Raw genomic sequence first — 15392 nt, forward strand, 5'->3', positions numbered from 1 at the left:
TGCCTTGATGAGAGGCTTGTGCGCCCTTGACAGAGGGATGTTCCGTCGCCGACACATCGGGCCGGGTCCGGCGGATTGTGTTGCTGCGGACCGGTGACACGCCATAGAGTCGCCAACCGTCGGCATGGTGCCACGCTGACCTATCGATAAGTTTCCTGGTCCCGTCCAAGGAGGTAAGACGACTTGTGAATGAGTCGACATTTACTCCCGGGGGTGGTCAACCAGGAATGCCGGTGAGGGGCCAGAGCCCGTCGTCCGGGTTCGAGGCTGTCGGCTCCGTAGCTGTCCGCACCTTCGCCACCCACCAGCACATGACGACAGCCCACCAGATGATGGACGGCCAACACGTGAACGCCATGGCCGGCAACGAGGGTGGCCGAGAGTCCACTCCATTCGCCGACTACGACGAAGTGCCCGAGGGGCACTTCTACGACCCCGACGCCGAGTACGAGCCGGATCCCGAGTACGCGGCCACTCTCGCCCCCGACGCCGCACGCCAGCGCCGTGAGCGGATCGGCCCGACCGGGCGTCCCCTGCCGTACTTCCCGATTCCGGGCCCGCTGACCGACCACGGGCCCGCGAAGATCATCGCGATGTGCAACCAGAAGGGCGGCGTCGGCAAGACGACGTCCACCATCAACCTCGGCGCCGCGCTGGCGGAGTACGGCCGGCGTGTGCTGCTCGTCGACTTCGACCCGCAGGGAGCCCTGTCGGTCGGCCTCGGCGTGAATCCGATGGAGCTGGACCTCACCGTCTACAACCTGCTCATGGAGCGGGGCATGGCGGCCGACGAGGTCCTCCTGAAGACCGCCGTGCCCAACATGGATCTGCTGCCCAGCAATATCGACCTCTCGGCCGCCGAGGTGCAGCTCGTCAGCGAGGTCGCGCGGGAGTCCACGCTCCAGCGGGCGCTGAAGCCGCTGATGCAGGACTACGACTACATCGTGATCGACTGCCAGCCCTCGCTCGGTCTGCTGACCGTGAACGCGCTGACGGCCGCGCACAAGGTGATCGTGCCGCTGGAGTGCGAGTTCTTCGCGCTGCGCGGGGTGGCCCTGCTGACCGAGACGATCGAGAAGGTCCAGGAGCGGCTCAACCCGGAACTGGAGCTGGACGGCATCCTCGCCACGATGTACGACTCCCGTACGGTGCACAGCCGCGAGGTCCTCGCGCGGGTGGTCGAGGCCTTCGACGACCACGTGTACCACACGGTGATCGGGCGGACCGTGCGCTTCCCGGAGACCACGGTCGCCGGTGAGCCCATCACGACGTACGCCTCGAACTCCGTGGGCGCCGCCGCGTATCGCCAGCTCGCCAGGGAGGTGCTCGCCCGGTGTCACGCCGAGTGAGTCTGCCCGGGGCCGACGAGCTGTTCCGTACGACCGGGGGGACGGCGCTCCAGTCCTCCTCGCCCGCGGAGCGGCGCCGGAACGCCAACGGCGAGCCGCGGGTGCCGGCGCCGGCCGGGGAGAGCGACCCGGCGGGCGAGCCGGGGGCGCCGGGCCGGACCGCGCCGGCCGCGTCCGCGCCGGCCCCCGTGGACGAGCACTCCGCCGCCGGCACGGACTCCGCGGAAGCGCCCAGGAGCCGTACGGCGGGCGCGGAGCAGGCGGCCAACGCCGTGAAGGGACGCCGGACGCAGGAGACCGGCGGACCGGGGCCCGCGCCGTCCGGCGGCCAGCAGCGCCGCCGGGGGCGGGGCGCCAACCGCCGCCCCAGCGGGCGCGAGCGGCACGACGAGAAGATCACGGTCTATGTCTCGGCCGAGGAACTGATGGACCTGGAGCACGCGCGGCTCGTACTGCGCGGTGAGCACGGCCTCGCCGTGGACCGCGGGCGGATCGTCCGCGAGGCGGTCGCGGTGGTCCTCGCCGACCTCGAATCACGCGGCGACGCGAGCATCCTCGTACGGCGCCTGCGCGGGCGCTGAGGGTAGCCTGCGCGGGCAGTACCCCCGCTCCCCGCCCCCAGGACCCCGATGCCCCCGCCCTCCCCTTCCGCCCGCCGCCCGCTGGGCCGTGGCCCTGGCGTGCCGTCCCCCGCGCCGGCGGCCCCCGAGGAGAGCGCCGGGCCCCTCGCGCCCCCCGAGGAGACCCCTGGGTCCGCGCCGTCGCCTGCCGCGGCCGCCGTACCTGCCGCGCGCGAGTCCGCGCCCGCCCCCGCCGCCGCACCCGAGTCCGCCGGGGACATGTCCCGTCCCGCCCCGCCCCTCGCGGCCCCCGCCCCCGCCCCCACGGACGAGGAGACGGGCGCGCGTACGGAGCCGGACCGGGTGGACGACCTGCCCGCCCCGCCCGTCCTGCCCGGAGTGCCGGACGCCGGGGCCGACGCGGGGCCCGCCGATGACGACGGGCGGTTCACCGTACGGCTCTCGAACTTCGAGGGGCCGTTCGATCTGCTGTTGCAGCTCATCTCGAAGCACAGGATGGATGTGACCGAGGTCGCGCTGTCCAGGGTGACCGACGAGTTCATGGCGCACATCCGGGCCATGGGCCCCGACTGGGACCTGGACCAGACCACCGAGTTCCTCGTGGTCGCCGCCACACTGCTGGATCTGAAGGCGGCCCGGCTGCTGCCCACCGCCGAGATCGAGGACGAGGCGGATCTCGCCCTGCTGGAGGCACGGGACCTGCTCTTCGCCCGGCTGCTCCAGTACCGCGCGTACAAGCGGGTCGCCGAGATCCTCAGCGGCCGGCTGGACGCCGAGGCCCGGCGCTACCCCCGTACCGTCGGACTGGAGCCCCACCACGCCGCGCTGCTCCCCGAGGTCGTGATCAGGATCGGGCCCGAGGGTTTCGCCGCGCTCGCCGTGAAGGCGATGCAGCCCAAGCCCGAGCCGCGGGTGTACGTCGACCACATCCACGCGCCGCTGGTCTCCGTACGGGAGCAGGCGGGGATCGTCGTCGCGCTGCTGCGGGAGCGCGGGGAGGCCAGCTTCCAGTCGCTCACCGAGGACGCCGCCGACACCCTCACCGTCGTGGCGCGGTTCCTGGCCCTGCTGGAGCTGTACCGGGAGCGGGCGGTCTCCCTGGACCAGGAGGAGGCTCTCGGCCGGCTCATGGTCCGCTGGACGGGCGGGGACGGCGACACGGAGCCGGCCGTGACCGACGAGTTCGACCGCACGGCCGAGGACCCTGCCGCGGAGGACGGCACGGCCGGGGACCGTGCCGAGGAGCACCGTGCCGCGGAGGGCGGCGACACCGCCGCCGACACCGCCGCCGACAGCACCGAGGACACCACCCAGGACAGCGCCGAGGACAGCGAGGAGAAGGTGTGAGCGAGCAGCAGTCACGTACCGTCGCGGAACTGGATCTCAAGCCCGCCCTGGAGGCGGTCCTCATGGTGGTCGACGAGCCCGCCACCGAGGAGCATCTCGCCAAGGTCCTCGACCGCCCCCGGCGGGCCGTCGCCGACGCGCTGCGGGAGCTCGCCGACGAGTACACCGTCCAGCGCCGCGGCTTCGAACTGCGGCTGATCGCGGGCGGCTGGCGTTTCTACACCCGGCCCGAGTACGCGGAGGCCGTCGAGGGCTTCGTGCTCGACGGCCAGCAGGCCCGGCTCACCCAGGCCGCGCTGGAGACCCTCGCGGTCGTCGCGTACCGCCAGCCCGTGAGCCGGTCCAGGGTCTCCGCGGTACGGGGAGTCAACTGCGACGGCGTCATGCGCACGCTGCTCCAGCGCGGGCTGGTCGAGGAGGCGGGCGCGGAACCCGAAACAGGTGCGATCCTGTACAGGACGACGAACTACTTTTTGGAGCGGATGGGCCTGCGGGGCCTGGACGAACTTCCGGAACTCGCGCCCTTCCTCCCCGAGGCGGACGCGATCGAGGCCGAGAGCCAGGAAGGTGTTCCGTCGTTCGATCCGGACGCACCGGATACCGACGCAGACGACAAGACGGAACTTTGATGCGAAGCAGTGGCAGGAACAGCGGCAGCGGCAACAGGAACAGCGGAGGCGGGAGCGGCGGCGGCAACCGGAACGGCCGGGACGACCGGGGCGGCCGGGGTGCCGGCAGCGGCCGGAGCGCCGGCACCCCCGGTCGGAGCGCCGGCGGCGGTGGCCGGGACGACCAGCCGAAGCGGCCGTCCCGCCCGCGTCCCGAGGAGCGCCGTTACGATGTCGGCCGCTCGGGTCCGACCGGCGGTTCCGGCGCGTCCGGTGCGCCCGGCGGCGCGCGCCGTTCCGGTGGCTCCGGTGGTTCCGGCCGCTCCGGTGAGACGGACGGCGCCACCGGCGGCGGCTCCCGTCAGGGCGGCGGTGCCCGGGGCGCGGCGGCCCGTGGCGGCGCCAAGGGCGGTCCCAGGCCCGCGCAGGGCGGCGGCCGTGGCGGCCCGCGCCGGGGCGCCGCGGCCCGCCCCCGTGAGCTGGACGCCAAGATCGAGCAGCGCAACCGCGACCGGTACGCGGAGCGGCCCTCGGTGAAGACCCCCAGGACGTCCGGTGCCGATCAGGAGGGCGAGCGGCTCCAGAAGGTCCTGGCCCGCGCCGGCATGGGCTCGCGCCGCGCCTGCGAGGAGCTGATCGAGCAGGCCCGGGTCGAGGTCAACGGCGAGATCGTCGTCGAGCAGGGCATGCGCGTCGATCCGGAGAAGGACGAGATCAAGGTCGACGGGCTGACCGTCGCGACCCAGTCGTATCTCTTCTTCGCGCTGAACAAGCCGGCCGGGGTCGTCTCCACGATGGAGGACCCGGACGGCCGCCAGTCCCTCGGCGACTACGTCACCAACCGCGAGACCCGGCTCTTCCACGTCGGCCGGCTCGACACGGAGACCGAGGGCATCATCCTGCTCACCAACCACGGTGAGCTGGCCCACCGCCTGACCCACCCCAAGTACGGCGTCAAGAAGATCTATCTGGCCGCGATCCAGGGCCCGCTGCCGCGCGATCTGGGCAAGCGGCTCAAGGACGGCATCCAGCTGGAGGACGGCTACGCCAAGGCCGACCACTTCCGTGTCGTCGAGAACACCGGGAAGAACTATCTGGTGGAGGTCACCCTCCACGAGGGCCGCAAGCACATCGTCCGGCGGATGCTCTCCGAGGCCGGGTTCCCGGTGGAACGGCTCGTACGGACGTCCTTCGGCCCGATCCCGCTGGGCGACCAGAAGTCCGGCTGGCTGCGGCGTCTCACCAACACCGAGGTCGGCATGCTGATGAAGGAAGTGGGCCTGTAGCCCCCGGCGGTACGCGACGGTGCCCGCCGTAGCCGGAAAGCGCCGAGCAGCAAGCAGGGAAGAGAGCCCGTGGCCATCGGCCGCGGGCTTCTCCCTTGTGGAGCACGCCCGTTCACCTTTATAGTCAGTATGACCATTAAGGAGGCGGGTATGAGTCTCGCGGACTTCCTCGATCCCTTGCAGCGTCCGCTGCTGACCGTCCTGGACACCCCGGTGAGCTGGACCGAGGTGCTCGGCTTCGGCAGCGGCGCGCTCTGCGTCTGGCTCGTGGCCCGCCAGCACCTCGCCAACTGGCCGATAGGAATCGCCAACAACGTCTTCTTCATCCTGCTGTTCACCCAGGCGGGCCTGTACGCCGACGCGGGGTTGCAGGTCGTCTTCATCACCCTCGCCGCGTACGGCTGGTGGACCTGGACCCACGGGGGTGGACCAGGCTCGTCCCTGCCGGTGCGGCGTACGTCCCGCACCGAATGGAACCGGCTGCTCGCGGCGGGGGCGGTGGGGACACTCGGACTGACGCTGCTCCTCGGCCGGGCCACGGACTCGACCGTGCCCTTCTGGGACGCCCTGACCACGACGCTCTCGCTGATGGCGACCTACGGACAGTGCCGCAAGCGGCTGGAGTCGTGGTGGCTGTGGATCGCGGCGGACCTCGTCTACATCCCGCTCTACGCGCACAAGGATCTCTACCTGACCTCGCTGCTCTACCTCGGCTTCCTGGCCCTGTGCGTGGCCGGGCTGCGCAACTGGTCCAGGGACCTCACCGGGGGTCCGGCCCGGCCGGCGGCGGAGGTGACCGCCGTATGAGCGACTTCGGACACGGCCTGGTGCTCGGCAAGTTCTATCCGCCGCACGCCGGCCACCACCATCTCGTACGGACCGCGCGGGAGCGCTGCGCCCGGCTGACCGTGCTGGTCTGCGCCTCCTCGGTGGAGTCCGTACCGCTGGCCGACCGTGTCCGCTGGATGCGCGAGGTCCACCCGGAGCCGGACGTACGGGTCGTGGGCGCTGTCGACGACATCCCCGTGGATCTGGCCGACCCCGCCGTCTGGGACGCCCATATGGCCGTTTTCCGGGGGGCCGTGCCCGAGCCGGTCGACGCCGTCTTCAGCTCGGAGACCTACGGCGGGGAACTGGGGCGGCGGTTCGGTGCCGAGTCCGTCCTCGTCGACCAGGACCGTACGGTCTTCCCGGTCTCCGGCACCGCCGTACGCAAGGACCCCGTCGGCTGCTGGGACTTCCTCGCACCGCCCGTCCGCGCGGCGCTGACCCGCCGTGTCGTGGTGCTCGGCGCCGAGTCCACCGGCACCACCACCCTGGCGCTGGCACTGGCCCGGCACTACCGGCGGCGCGGCGGGGTGTGGGCGCGGACCCGGTGCGTACCCGAGTACGGACGGGAGTTCAGCGAAGGGAAGCTGGCCGCCCTGCGTGCCCGGTGGCCGCGGGCGCGCTGGGAGGACGTCGAGTTCACCGCGGAGGAGTTCCCGCTGATCGCCCGGCGGCAGAACGAACTGGAGGACGCTGCCGCGCGGGCGGGGTCTCCCGTGCTCTTCTGCGACACGGACTCCTTCGCCACCACCGTCTGGCACGAACGGTATCTGGGCGGACACGATCCCCGGACCGCGGAGATCGCGGAACTGAACACTCATCACCTCTGGCTGCTCACCGACCACGAGGGTGTCGACTTCGAGGACGACGGACTGCGCGACGGGGAGGAGCTGCGGCCCTGGATGACGGCCCGGTTCGGGGCGGAACTCGCCCGTACCGGACGGCAGTTCATCCGGGTGAGCGGATCGCGCGAGGAGCGGCTCGGCGCCGCGGCCGCCGCCGTCGACGCGCTGCTCGCCCGGGGCTGGGACTTCGCCCCGCCGCTTCCGGAGCGACGGTGAGCGCCCGGGGGACCGGCGCCCCGGCCACCGGGCGGGCGCGGGCGCGGGTGCCCGAGGACTACGACCCCTCCGCCTTCGAGCCGTTCGCGGTCACCGTCGACCTCGCCGTCTTCACCGTCCGCGAGGGCCGGCTGCACGTCCTGCTCGTCGAGCGCGGCCAGGAGCCCTATCTGGGCGCCTGGGCGCTGCCGGGCGGCTTCGTCCTGCCGAGGGAGTCCGCCGGGCAGGCCGCCCGCCGTGAACTCGCCGAGGAGACCGGCCTGTCGGCGCGGACCGCGGGCGCCTTCCATCTGGAGCAGCTCCGTACGTACAGCGACCCGGACCGCGACCCGAGGATGCGGGTCGTCTCCGTGGCGTACGCGGCGCTCGTGCCCGATCTGCCGGAGCCGAGGGGCGGCGGGGACGCCGCCCGCGCCCGGTGGGTGGAGTTCGGCGCCAGCGGGCCGCTGGCCTTCGACCACGAGCACATCCTCGCCGACGCCTACGACCGTGTCGGCGCCAAGCTCGAATACACCTGTCTCGCCACGGCCTTCTGCCCGGCCGAGTTCACGCTCGGCGAGCTGCGGCAGGTGTACGAGACCGTCTGGGGCGTGGAACTCGACCCTCCCAACTTCCGGCGCAAGGTGCTCACCACGCCCGGGTTCGTCCAGGCGCTGGACCGTCCGCCGCGCAGGACCGGAGGCCGGGGGAAACCGGCCGCGCTGTACCGCGCGGGCGCCGCCACCACACTGCATCCACCTCTGCTGCGACCGGATCGACCGGAAGGACGGACCGTATGATCATCGCGAGGACCCTCACCAAACAGGCCGCGACGGGCTCGCTGATCGGGCTCGCGCTCGGTGACGCCCTCGGCTTCCCGACCGAGTTCAACGATGTGCCGTCGATCCTGGCCAAGTGCGGCCCCTGGCGGGAGATGCCCCTGCCGCGGCCCGCGATCGTCACGGACGACACCCAGATGACGCTCGCGTTCGCCCGGGGCATCCGGACGGCGATGGACCGGGGCGTGCTCGGTCCCATCCGGCTGGAGCGGCCGGTGCGGGACGAGTTCGTCGACTGGTACCACTCGCCGGACAACAACCGCGCCCCCGGCCGCACCTGTCTGAGGGCGTGCGCGCTCCTCGACAGCGACCGGCCCTGGCAGAGCGCCAGCCAGATCGACTCCAAGGGGTGCGGCGCCAATATGCGGGTGGCGCCGATCGGGCTCGTCCCAGGACTCAGCGACGAACAGCGGGCGGGCGCCGCGCAGTTGCAGTCGGCGCTCACCCATGGGCATCCGACGGCGCTCGCCGCCTCGGACCTCACCGCCCGCGCGGTGTACCTGCTGGCGCGGGGCGGCGAACCGGTGGGACTGGTGGGGCAGTTGCGCTCGTACGCGTACGAGAACCGGGAGCGCTACTACCACCGCTGGCTCGGCGACCTCTGGACGCGCTCGCACGATTCCACGCCCGAGTCCTTCATCGCGCGCGGCTGGGACGAGTGCCTGGAGGCCCTGGAGCGGGTCCAGCTCGCCCTGCGCACGCCCTCGCCGGAGACCGACCCGTGTCTGGCGACCGGGGACGGCTGGACCGCCGAGGAGGCCCTCGCCACCGGTCTGCTCTGCTTCCTGCTCTTCCCCGCCGACCCGGTCACCGCCCTGCGCCGGGCCGCCTGCACCCGGGGCGACTCGGACTCCATCGCCTGTCTGACGGGCGCGTTCGCCGGGGCGCACCTGGGCGCCGGGGCCTGGCCCAAGGAGTGGGCCGAGCGGATCGAGTACCGGAGCGATCTGATGTCGCTGGGAGCCCTCTGGGACTCTTGATCCATGCGTACGGATGATGTGATCCCCGACGGAAGAACCGGGGACGGAAGAGCCGCGGACGGAAGAGCCGCCGAAGACCGCCTCCGCGCGGCCGGACTGCCGGTCACCGACCTCGGCCCGGTCCTCGCGGAGGAGAGCGATCCGCTGCTGTTCGTCACCGTCTCCGGGGCGCATCTCTACGGATTCCCGAGCCGGGACTCCGATGTGGACCTGCGCGGTGTCCATCTGCTGCCGGCCGCCGCGCTCGCCGGGCTCCACGAGCCGGCCGAGACCCGGTCCTGGACGGCGGACCGGGACGGTACGGAGATGGATCTCGTCACCCACGATCTGCGCAAGTTCGCCCGGCTGATGCTGCGGCGCAACGGCTATGTGCTGGAGCAGCTCCTCTCTCCGCTGGTCGTGCGCACGAGCGAGGCGCACCGGGAGCTGGTCGCGCTCGCCCCCGGTGTGCTGACCGGCCATCACGCCCACCACTACGAGGGCTTCGCGCGGACCCAGTGGCGGCTCTTCGAGAAGACCGGTGAACTCAAGCCCCTGCTCTACACCTTCCGCGCGCTGCTCACCGGCATCCACCTCATGCGCGGCGGCGGGATACAGGCGCATCTGCCCACCCTGCTGGGCGAGGTGGCGGCGCCCGGCTATCTGCCGGAGCTGATCGCGGCGAAGGCCGGGGCGGAGCACGGACGGGCCGTCGGCGGACCCGGGACGGAGCGGCTGCGGGCGGACATGGAGGCGCTGGGCGCGGTGCTGGAGGAGGCGCGGTCAGCCACGGCGCTCCCCGACGCGCCCGCCGGGTACGACGCGCTGCACGAGCTGGTCGTCCGGGTCCGGCTGGAGCGCTGAGGCACGGCGGGTGCGGATCAGGAAGTCCTCGACCCGGGCGTGGTCCGGCTCCGGCGGCAGCGGCGAGCGCCCGGCCGCCCTGTCCGCCTCGTCGGTCAGCCGGGTCATCCTGCGCTCCACCTCCGGCCAGGGGACCTCGCCCCGCCTGACCGCAAGCAGCGCCTCCCGGTCCGCGCCGACGTCGATGGACAGCGTGCCCGTACGGAGCAGATCCCGGCAGCTCGCGAGCAGCCGCAGCAGATGCATGGCGTGCTTCCAGCGCGGGGCGCCGTGCAGACGGACGTCCGCGTCCAGCTTTCTGCGCTGGCCCGCGGCGTACCGTACGAAGGTCTCGTGCGCGTGGCGGGACAGGAACGCGCCGCGCAGCGAGAGGAGTTCACGGCCCGTGTCGTCGAGCCGCTCGACGAGCGGGGAGTGCAGACACTCCAGGACATTGGGGTTGGTGCGCAGCGCGAGCGCGCAGAAGCGCTCCAGCTCCCAGGAGAACTGCTCGGGGGCCGGTCCCTCGACATGGGCCGGCGGCTTCTCGAAACGCCAGTACAGCGCGGCCGGCGCGACGAAGACACCCCGCCGGTCCGTATCGCTGTCCTCCGTCGCGAGCCCGAAGGCGCGCGAGCCCATGACACAGGAGTAGACGGTGTGGTCACGGACCAGGACTTCGGGCGTCATGCGCGAGAGCGTACGGGGGCGGCGTACGGAGACGGCACCGCGGGCCGGGCGTCCCCGGGCTGTCTAGGGCGTGTTTCGAAAGTAGCGCCGTCCGCCCGGAGGGCGGGGCCTGCGGCGTCTGGTGCGTGCGATCGCAAGGCGGAGGATCGTTCTCGTACTGGACGTACTTGGACGACTCCGACAACGCGGCGAGCGTGCGTGCCAGGCGTCGCGGGCCAGGCGGGACTTTCGGAACACGCCCTAGGCTGAGCCGAGCGGCCCGGACACCGACCGGGCGGCACCCGACCGACCGGGCACTGCCCACCGGACAGCGACAGCGTCCGGGCGCAGTGCGGAACGAGGAGAACACCGTGGCGGTACGAGCGGTCCGTGGGGCCGTCCAGCTGGAGCGGGACGAGCCCGGACATATGGACGCCCAGGTCAGGTTGCTGCTCACGGCGATACTGGAGCGCAACGCGCTCACCGCGGACGATCTGATCAGCATCTGGTTCACCGCCACCCCCGATCTGCACAGCGACTTCCCGGCCGCCGCCGCCCGCGGGCTCGGAATGGCCGACGTCCCCCTGCTGTGTGCCCAGGAACTGGACATCGAGGGCGCCTTGCCCCGTGTCGTCCGTATCCTCGCCCATGTCGAGTCCGACCTTCCCCGGTCGGAGATCGCGCACGTCTACCTCGGTGCCGCCGCCGCCCTCCGCAAGGACATCGCCCAGTGAGAACCGCTGTCGTCATAGGAACCGGCCTGATCGGCACCTCGGCCGCGCTGGCCCTGGCCGGCCGGGGCGTCACCGTCCATCTCAGCGACCACGACCTGTCCCGGGCCCGTACCGCCGCCGCGCTCGGCGCGGGGACGGACGAGGCGCCGGAGGGCCCCGTCGACCTCGCGATCGTCGCCGTACCGCCCGCCCATGTCGCGGCCACGCTCGCCGCGGCCATGCGGGAGGGCGTGGCCCGCGGCTATCTGGACGTGGCGAGCGTCAAGGGCGGGCCCCGCCGTGAGCTGGAGGCGCTCGGTCTCGATCTGGACTCGTACATCGGTACGCATCCGATGGCCGGCAAGGAGCGCTCGGGTCCGCTGGCCGCGACCGCCGATCTCTTCGACGGACGCCCCTGGGTGCTGACCCCCACCCGGGACACCGACACCGAGGTGCTCAATCTGGCCCTGGAACTGGTCGCGCTCTGCCGCGCCGTGCCCGTGGTCATGGACGCCGACGCGCACGACCGGGCGGTCGCCCTGGTCTCCCACACCCCCCAGCTCATCTCGTCGATGGTCGCCGCCCGGCTGGCGGAGGCCGACGAGACGGCCGTACGCCTCTGCGGCCAGGGCATCCGCGATGTCACCCGGATCGCGGCCTCCGACCCCGCGATGTGGGTCGAGATCCTTTCCGCGAACCCCGGTCCCGTCGCCGATGTGCTGGCGGGGGTGGTCGCGGACCTGGGCGGGACGGTCGAGGCGCTGCGCGCGCTCCAGTCCTCCGACGAGGAGAAACGACGGGGCGGCACGGCCGGGATCGAGGACGTGCTGCGCCGGGGCAACGCGGGCCGGGCACGGGTGCCGGGCAAGCACGGCGCGGCCCCGGCGGCCTACGAGGTCGTGGCGGTCCTGGTCAGCGACCGGCCCGGGGAACTGGCCCGGATCTTCGCGGACGCCGGGCGCGCGGGCGTCAATGTCGAGGACGTCCGTATCGAGCACGCGACCGGGCAGCAGGCGGGTCTGGTCCAGCTCATGGTGGAACCGGCGGCGGCACCGGGGCTCTCCGCGGCCCTGCGGGAACGCGGCTGGTCGATCCGGCAGTGACCGGTCCGCGGTCCCGGGCTCCGCGTCCCGCCGAACGGGTGCGTGGGCGGTCCTGAGTACTCGGTAACCTTGTGCGGGGGCGTTTGTGCGTCCCCGCACACAACACCCCGTGAACCAGGAAGGTGTCCGACCCCCGTGGAAATCGGAGCAACCCCCGCCCGGACCGCCCCGGCCGCCGTGATCGTCGCCATCGACGGTCCGTCGGGCACGGGCAAGTCGAGCACCTCCAAGGCCGTCGCCGCCCGGCTCGGGCTGAGCTATCTGGACACCGGCGCGCAGTACCGCGCGATGACCTGGTGGATGATCAGCAACGGCGTCGATGTCACGGACGCCGTGGCCGTCGCGACCGCCGCGGGCAAGCCCGTCCTGGTCTCGGGCACGGACCCGGCCGGACCCACGATCACGGTCGACGGCACGGACGCCTCGGCCCCGATCCGTACCCAGGACGTCACCTCCAAGGTGAGCGCGGTCAGCGCGGTGCCCGAGGTACGGACCGTCATCACCGAGTTGCAGCGGTCCATCGCCGCCGCCGCGGTGAACGGCATCGTGGTCGAGGGCCGTGACATCGGTACGACGGTGCTGCCGGACGCCGATGTCAAGATCTTCCTCACCGCGTCCCCCGAGGCGCGCGCGGCCCGCCGCAGCGGCGAGCTGACCGGCAAGGAGGCGGCCGATGTCGCCGCCACCAAAGACGCGCTGATCAAGCGGGACGCGGCCGACTCCAGCCGTAAGACATCCCCGCTGGCGAAGGCCGGCGACGCGATCGAGGTCGACACCACGCGGCTCACCCTTCAGCAGGTCGTGGAGTCTGTCGTGGCCCTGGTCGAGGAGAAGCGGGCCGCGAAGTGAGCACGGTGTCCGCGGTGTCCGCACAGGGCGCGGAGGTCGGCCGCCGAATCGGCGTCGGGCTGATGCGCGGGCTCTGGAAGCCACGAGTGCTGGGCGCCTGGCGTGTTCCCGGGAGCGGCCCGGTGATACTGGCCGTGAACCACTCCCACAACATCGACGGTCCGATGGTGATGGGTGTCTCGCCCCGCCCGGTGCACTTCCTGGTCAAGAAGGAGGCGTTCATCGGTCCGCTCGACCCGTTTCTGCGGTCGATCGGGCAGGTGAGGGTGGACCGTGCCGTCGCCGACCGCGGCGCGATCGGCGACGCGCTCGGGGTGCTCGGGGCCGGCGGGGTGCTGGGGATCTTTCCCGAGGGCACCAGGGGCGAGGGGGACTTCGCCTCGCTGCGCGCCGGGCTCGCCTACTTCGCCGTACGGTCGGGAGCGCCGATCGTGCCGGTCGCGGTCCTGGGCAGTACGGAGAGCAGGGGCCGGCTGATACCGGCGCTGCCCCCGCTGCGCAGCCGGGTGGACGTCGTCTTCGGCGAGGCCTTCGAGGCGGGCGACAGCGGAGGGCGGCGCACCCGCAAGGCGCTGGACGGGGCCACGGTACGGATCCAGGAGCGGCTGACCGCCCATCTGGAGCACGCCAGACGTCTCACCGGGCGGTAGAACCCGCACGCCAGACGTCTTACCGGGCGCTAGAACCCGCACGCCAGGCGTCTCACCGGGCGCCAGGACCCGGGGCCCCGGGCCACCGGGTGTCCCGCCGGCTTCCACCGGGCGCCGGTTCCGGCCCCGGGCGTGCGCGAGACTTGGCTTTTGAGTAGTGCCCCGCGTCGAGCGGCGCACCGATCACGATGAACGAGGTACGGACTTCATGAACGACCAGATCGACTCCGGCGACGAGCACGGAGAGCTTGGCGATGCCGAGTACGCGGACTTCATGGAGCTGGCCGCGCTGGAGGGCTTCGAGGCCGAGGAGGTGGAGGGGGCGATCGACGAGGCCGGTCATGGCCCCCTGCCCGTCCTCGCCGTCGTCGGCCGCCCCAACGTCGGCAAGTCGACACTCGTGAACCGGATCATCGGCCGCCGTGAGGCGGTCGTCGAGGACAAGCCGGGCGTCACCCGCGACCGGGTCACCTACGAGGCCGAGTGGGCCGGCCGGCGCTTCAAGGTCGTCGACACCGGCGGCTGGGAGCAGGACGTCCTGGGCATCGACGCCTCCGTGGCCGCCCAGGCGGAGTACGCGATCGAGGCCGCCGACGCGGTGGTCTTCGTGGTGGACTCGACGGTCGGCGCGACCGACACCGACGAGGCCGTGGTCAGACTGCTGCGCAAGGCGGGCAAGCCCGTCGTGCTCTGCGCCAACAAGGTCGACGGACCGAGCGGCGAGCCGGACGCCACGGCGCTCTGGTCGCTCGGGCTCGGTGAGCCCCACCCGGTCTCCTCGCTGCACGGCCGGGGCACGGGCGACATGCTCGACGCGGTCCTCGAAGCCCTGCCCGAGGCCCCGGCGCAGACCTTCGGCACCACCGTCGGCGGCCCCCGCCGTATCGCGCTGATCGGCCGGCCGAATGTCGGCAAGTCGTCCCTGCTCAACAAGGTCGCGGGCCAGGAGCGCGTGGTCGTCAACGAGGTCGCGGGCACCACCCGTGACCCGGTCGACGAACTGATCGAGCTGGGCGGTACGGTCTGGAAATTCATCGACACGGCGGGCATCCGCCGCCGGGTCCATCTCCAGGAGGGCGCGGACTACTACGCGTCGCTGCGTACCGCCGCCGCCGTCGAGAAGGCCGAGGTCGCGGTCGTACTGATCGACACCAGCGAGTCGATCAGCGTCCAGGACCAGCGGATCATCACCATGGCCGTCGAGGCGGGCCGCGCCCTGGTCGTCGCGTTCAACAAGTGGGACACCCTCGACGAGGAGCGCCGCTACTACCTGGAGCGCGAGATCGAGACGGAGCTGGCGCAGATCGCCTGGGCGCCCCGGGTGAATGTCTCGGCGCGCACCGGCCGGCATATGGAGAAGCTGGTCCCGGCGATCGAGACGGCGCTCGCCGGCTGGGAGACGCGCGTACCGACCGGGCGGCTCAACGCGTTCCTCGGTGAGCTGGTCGCCGCGCATCCGCATCCGATCCGCGGCGGCAAGCAGCCGCGCATCCTGTTCGGTACGCAGGCGGGCACGAGGCCGCCGCGTTTCGTGCTCTTCGCCTCGGGCTTCATCGAGCACGGCTACCGCAGGTTCGTCGAGCGCCGGCTCCGGGAGGAGTTCGGCTTCGAGGGGACCCCGATCCATATCTCCGTGCGGGTGCGCGAGAAGCGCGGCCGGAAGAAGTAGCCGCCGGGAGCGGCGGCGGGGGAAGACACCGCCGGAAGCGGTGGGGCCCGGCGCGGGAT

At 72.3% G+C, this 15392-nt stretch carries 16 protein-coding genes; 15 read left to right on the forward strand and 1 reads right to left on the reverse strand.

Features of this window, described 5'->3' with window-relative positions; genetic code table 11:
* Window positions 1-227: 227 nt before the first annotated feature.
* The 10 genes from ACWGDX_RS34410 (at window position 228) to ACWGDX_RS34455 (ending at window position 9701) form a co-directional block, all read left to right on the forward strand.
* Window positions 228-1349: a ParA family protein gene (locus tag ACWGDX_RS34410; protein WP_363083530.1), complete on the forward strand. Its 1122-nt coding sequence runs from the start codon at window positions 228-230 to the stop codon at window positions 1347-1349.
* Complete coding sequence (locus ACWGDX_RS34415; RefSeq protein ID WP_453632079.1) at window positions 1346-1930, forward strand: hypothetical protein; 585 nt, start codon at window positions 1346-1348, stop codon at window positions 1928-1930. Before ACWGDX_RS34410 ends, ACWGDX_RS34415 begins: the two co-directional genes overlap by 4 nt.
* 48 nt (window positions 1931-1978) lie before the next feature.
* Window positions 1979-3277, forward strand: a complete 1299-nt coding sequence (locus ACWGDX_RS34420; RefSeq protein WP_453632052.1) for a segregation/condensation protein A — start codon at window positions 1979-1981, stop codon at window positions 3275-3277.
* A 62-nt stretch (window positions 3278-3339) separates the two neighbouring features.
* Entirely contained in the window at window positions 3340-3906 is a 567-nt protein-coding gene (scpB, locus tag ACWGDX_RS34425) for an SMC-Scp complex subunit ScpB (RefSeq protein ID WP_382866600.1), read from the forward strand.
* The gene (locus ACWGDX_RS34430) at window positions 3906-5171 is read left to right on the forward strand and encodes a pseudouridine synthase (RefSeq protein WP_453632054.1); all 1266 of its coding nucleotides are present in this window, start codon (window positions 3906-3908) and stop codon (window positions 5169-5171) included. Before scpB ends, ACWGDX_RS34430 begins: the two co-directional genes overlap by 1 nt.
* 150 nt (window positions 5172-5321) lie before the next feature.
* Complete coding sequence (pnuC, locus tag ACWGDX_RS34435) at window positions 5322-5978, forward strand: nicotinamide riboside transporter PnuC (protein WP_453632056.1); 657 nt, start codon at window positions 5322-5324, stop codon at window positions 5976-5978.
* Window positions 5975-7060, forward strand: a complete 1086-nt coding sequence (locus ACWGDX_RS34440) for an AAA family ATPase (RefSeq protein ID WP_453632058.1) — start codon at window positions 5975-5977, stop codon at window positions 7058-7060. Before pnuC ends, ACWGDX_RS34440 begins: the two co-directional genes overlap by 4 nt.
* Window positions 7057-7839, forward strand: coding sequence for an NUDIX hydrolase (locus ACWGDX_RS34445; protein ID WP_453632060.1), 783 nt, complete (start codon window positions 7057-7059; stop codon window positions 7837-7839). The genes ACWGDX_RS34440 and ACWGDX_RS34445 overlap by 4 nt, the downstream gene beginning before the upstream one ends.
* On the forward strand, window positions 7836-8858 hold the full coding sequence (locus tag ACWGDX_RS34450; protein ID WP_382866578.1) for an ADP-ribosylglycohydrolase family protein: 1023 nt from the start codon (window positions 7836-7838) through the stop codon (window positions 8856-8858). Before ACWGDX_RS34445 ends, ACWGDX_RS34450 begins: the two co-directional genes overlap by 4 nt.
* Before the next feature lie 3 nt (window positions 8859-8861).
* Window positions 8862-9701: a nucleotidyltransferase domain-containing protein gene (locus ACWGDX_RS34455; protein WP_453632063.1), complete on the forward strand. Its 840-nt coding sequence runs from the start codon at window positions 8862-8864 to the stop codon at window positions 9699-9701.
* On the opposite strand, the gene ACWGDX_RS34460 is transcribed toward ACWGDX_RS34455, so the two are convergent.
* Window positions 9621-10370 carry a nucleotidyltransferase domain-containing protein gene (locus ACWGDX_RS34460; protein WP_453632065.1) on the reverse strand — a complete coding sequence of 250 codons (750 nt, stop codon included), beginning with the start codon at window positions 10368-10370 and terminating at the stop codon, window positions 9621-9623. The genes ACWGDX_RS34455 and ACWGDX_RS34460 overlap by 81 nt on opposite strands.
* A gap of 350 nt (window positions 10371-10720) precedes the next feature.
* Here ACWGDX_RS34460 and aroH point away from each other — a divergent pair, with 350 nt between their 5' ends.
* The 5 genes from aroH (at window position 10721) to der (ending at window position 15333) form a co-directional block, all read left to right on the forward strand.
* Complete coding sequence (gene aroH / locus ACWGDX_RS34465) at window positions 10721-11083, forward strand: chorismate mutase (protein ID WP_453632067.1); 363 nt, start codon at window positions 10721-10723, stop codon at window positions 11081-11083.
* Entirely contained in the window at window positions 11080-12165 is a 1086-nt protein-coding gene (locus ACWGDX_RS34470) for a prephenate dehydrogenase (RefSeq protein WP_453632069.1), read from the forward strand. Before aroH ends, ACWGDX_RS34470 begins: the two co-directional genes overlap by 4 nt.
* 135 nt (window positions 12166-12300) lie before the next feature.
* Window positions 12301-13014, forward strand: coding sequence for a (d)CMP kinase (gene cmk / locus ACWGDX_RS34475; protein WP_453632070.1), 714 nt, complete (start codon window positions 12301-12303; stop codon window positions 13012-13014).
* 62 nt (window positions 13015-13076) lie between these two features.
* On the forward strand, window positions 13077-13664 hold the full coding sequence (locus tag ACWGDX_RS34480) for a lysophospholipid acyltransferase family protein (protein WP_453632080.1): 588 nt from the start codon (window positions 13077-13079) through the stop codon (window positions 13662-13664).
* A gap of 208 nt (window positions 13665-13872) precedes the next feature.
* On the forward strand, window positions 13873-15333 hold the full coding sequence (der, locus tag ACWGDX_RS34485) for a ribosome biogenesis GTPase Der (RefSeq protein ID WP_453632072.1): 1461 nt from the start codon (window positions 13873-13875) through the stop codon (window positions 15331-15333).
* Window positions 15334-15392: the final 59 nt, after the last annotated feature.

Source organism: Streptomyces sp. NPDC055025 (assembly GCF_053608565.1).

Bases quoted from the DNA above. Each gene is read 5' to 3' on its own strand.
- ACWGDX_RS34410 (WP_363083530.1), top strand. From the start codon at position 228: ATGCCGGTGAGGGGCCAGAGCCCGTCGTCCGGGTTCGAGGCTGTCGGC.
- ACWGDX_RS34420 (WP_453632052.1), top strand. From the start codon at position 1,979: ATGCCCCCGCCCTCCCCTTCCGCCCGCCGCCCGCTGGGCCGTGGCCCT.
- scpB (WP_382866600.1), top strand. From the start codon at position 3,340: ATGGTGGTCGACGAGCCCGCCACCGAGGAGCATCTCGCCAAGGTCCTC.
- ACWGDX_RS34430 (WP_453632054.1), top strand. From the start codon at position 3,906: ATGCGAAGCAGTGGCAGGAACAGCGGCAGCGGCAACAGGAACAGCGGA.
- pnuC (WP_453632056.1), top strand. From the start codon at position 5,322: ATGAGTCTCGCGGACTTCCTCGATCCCTTGCAGCGTCCGCTGCTGACC.
- ACWGDX_RS34440 (WP_453632058.1), top strand. From the start codon at position 5,975: ATGAGCGACTTCGGACACGGCCTGGTGCTCGGCAAGTTCTATCCGCCG.
- ACWGDX_RS34450 (WP_382866578.1), top strand. From the start codon at position 7,836: ATGATCATCGCGAGGACCCTCACCAAACAGGCCGCGACGGGCTCGCTG.
- ACWGDX_RS34455 (WP_453632063.1), top strand. From the start codon at position 8,862: ATGCGTACGGATGATGTGATCCCCGACGGAAGAACCGGGGACGGAAGA.
- ACWGDX_RS34460 (WP_453632065.1), bottom strand. From the start codon at position 10,370: ATGACGCCCGAAGTCCTGGTCCGTGACCACACCGTCTACTCCTGTGTC.
- ACWGDX_RS34480 (WP_453632080.1), top strand. From the start codon at position 13,077: ATGCGCGGGCTCTGGAAGCCACGAGTGCTGGGCGCCTGGCGTGTTCCC.
- der (WP_453632072.1), top strand. From the start codon at position 13,873: ATGAACGACCAGATCGACTCCGGCGACGAGCACGGAGAGCTTGGCGAT.